We start from the raw sequence: 2,299 nt of genomic DNA, 5'->3' as shown, positions 1-2,299 counted from the left end.
CAATTGACGGCTGTGTCTTTATGACTATCAAGTGTCATTATGACTTTGCTGGTGTGACTCTATCGGAGTGATTGTCAGACAAAATGTGTTATCTGGATGATTGTTGTATTTAATAAATCGTTAGCAGATTGATATGACAGAGCCATAGCCGTAACGGTTATTAATAAGCCGATATTAATGACTTAGATAGTCAGAATGAATTACTTGGTTAATAGCTTTGCTAGGGTCAATATACCTGACTCTAATGGACTATCTTTACGATAGACAATTGATAGTTGAACATGTTTTGGACCATAGCTCACTGGTGTCATAACCAGTGACTTTTCATACCGACTGCCAGCAACCATATTTTTACCAATAATGGTGTAACCTAAACCCGCCGCGATACAACCTAAAACACCATCAGCACTGCTCATTACCATGAGTTCATCATTACCTCGGCCAGCCTTTTGTTGCCAAATAAGGGCATGTTTTCTATAGCCACAGCCTTCATCGCGTACAAACAAAACCGGATCATGTTCACTGTCTCGTGGAGTCACCATAATCAGTTCTTCTTTCACAATCGGGATAATAATAAGGTTTTCATGTTTAGGCGCATTACCTATCGCAGCGCAGTCAACCTTATTGTTCAACACCGAAAATACCAGTCTTTCGCTGGTGTCAGTATGAATTTTCGTTCTAATTTCAGCGTGATTCAACTTGAGTTTTTTGAGTGCCATAGGCATATGAACCGCTGCAAATGTTTCTGGCATACCAACTCGTAATTCGTAAGTTCCTTTATTGCGCAAAATGGCAGAGGTTGCTTGGTATTCTAATTGTAAAATCTGATCTGCATACTCGCAAAGCTGTTGTCCACTAGGCGTTAACTGTAATTTTCGGCCAATGATAGTAAATAGCTTAGTATCCAGTTCTTTCTCGAGTTTTTTAATCCGGCTGGTGATGTTGGACTGAACCGTATGCAACTTATCAGCAGCACCTTTAATGCCGTCTTCATCAACAACGGCTTTAAACGTTTTTAGCATTAATATTTCCATATGGTTCTCTTAATAAGAAGTTTTTGTTCTAAATAATTCAATTTTTAAGATTAGCAGATTGACGTATTGTTTGTTAATGGTTTCACTTAAAAAGTGATTTTGATGTTACTAGAGCTAACAAAAGTCCGCGTCTATTTTGCTGGTATCTGTAGTTTAATTGTCACGGTTGGGGTGGCTAGATTTTCCTATAGCTTGTTATTACCGATAATGCAGGACGGTGCAGGCCTAACTGAATCTGGTGGAGGTTGGTTAGCTAGTACTAATTTTATGGGTTACATGTGTGGGGTGTTACTTGCCGCTAGCATGCACAACCTTAACTACAAATATAACTTACACCGGTTGTACCTTATATTGAGTGTCGTCACTTCAGCTGCAATGGTAATGACCACTGATATGGTGACTTGGGCGGTATTACGCTTTATTGCCGGAATCTGCGCTTCAGGAGGCTTTATTATTGCCTCTGGCTTGATATTAAAATGGCTAGTTAACCATAATCACCGTGCAGAATTGGGCATTCACTTCTCTGGTGCGGGCTTGAGCATCATTGTTACCTCGATACTAATAGAAGCCATGCTGACCATGTCAGCCGACTGGCAGCAACAGTGGCTAGCGTTAGCCGTGATGGCAGCAATATTCTCGATCCCTGCATGGTTATGGATGCCACATCCTTTTGTTGGTGGTAAAGCGGGAGCAGGGGTCAAAGATAATCCACCAAGTAAAGCCTTTAAATCGTTAATGATGTTGGCTTATTTCTGTGCCGGTTATGGTTATGCCGTCAGTTCGACTTTTATTGTTGATATTGTCGAACGTGTTGAAGGTTTACAAGGACAAGGAGGTGTTGCTTTTCTATTGGTAGGCGTCGCGGCAACACCAGCACCTTTAATATGGGATCAAATCGCCCGTCGAGTGGGTTACTTAAAAACGCTATTAGCCGCCTATATCTTACAGGCCGTAGGCATTATTCTTCCTGCAATCAATGACAGCTTACCTGTTGTTATATTAAGTGCTCTGTTGTTTGGTGGCACTTTTATCGCATGCGTCAGCCTAGTCTTGACCATGGCGGGCAAGTTTTACCCGAGTAACCCGGCTAAGTTTATGGGCACAATGACCTTAGCTTATGGTGCAGCACAAATTATTGCCCCCGTGTCTACCGGATATCTTGTTGAAGCACTGGGGAACTATGATATTGGCTTATACCTATCTGCCACTGTGGTAATGATGGGCACGCTGTTTTTGTTTGGATTATTAAATATTGATAAAGACGC

2 protein-coding genes are annotated in these 2,299 nt (G+C 41.5%); one reads left to right on the top strand and one right to left on the bottom strand.

Features of this window, described 5'->3' with window-relative positions; all coding sequences use genetic code 11:
* Positions 1 to 200 precede the first annotated feature (200 nt).
* A complete protein-coding gene (locus CXF78_RS20715; RefSeq protein WP_257984970.1) occupies positions 201 to 1,022 on the bottom strand; it encodes a LysR family transcriptional regulator in 822 nt (273 codons plus the stop codon).
* 114 nt (positions 1,023 to 1,136) lie between these two features.
* On the opposite strand from CXF78_RS20715, the gene CXF78_RS20710 reads away from it, so the two are divergent.
* On the top strand, positions 1,137 to 2,299 hold a 1,163-nt coding region (locus tag CXF78_RS20710), incomplete at its 3' end, for a YbfB/YjiJ family MFS transporter (protein WP_102037821.1).

The sequence above is a fragment of the Shewanella sp. 11B5 genome, assembly GCF_002836795.1.
GTDB classification, from domain to species: domain Bacteria; phylum Pseudomonadota; class Gammaproteobacteria; order Enterobacterales; family Shewanellaceae; genus Shewanella; species Shewanella frigidimarina.
The sequence above is the reverse complement of the archived record's forward strand: the minus strand, read 5'-3'. Positions and strand labels throughout refer to the sequence as shown.

What these genes read in the sequence shown, in the direction of transcription:
- CXF78_RS20715 (WP_257984970.1), bottom strand. Translation starts at nt 1,022, where the DNA reads ATGCTAAAAACGTTTAAAGCCGTTGTTGATGAAGACGGCATTAAAGGT.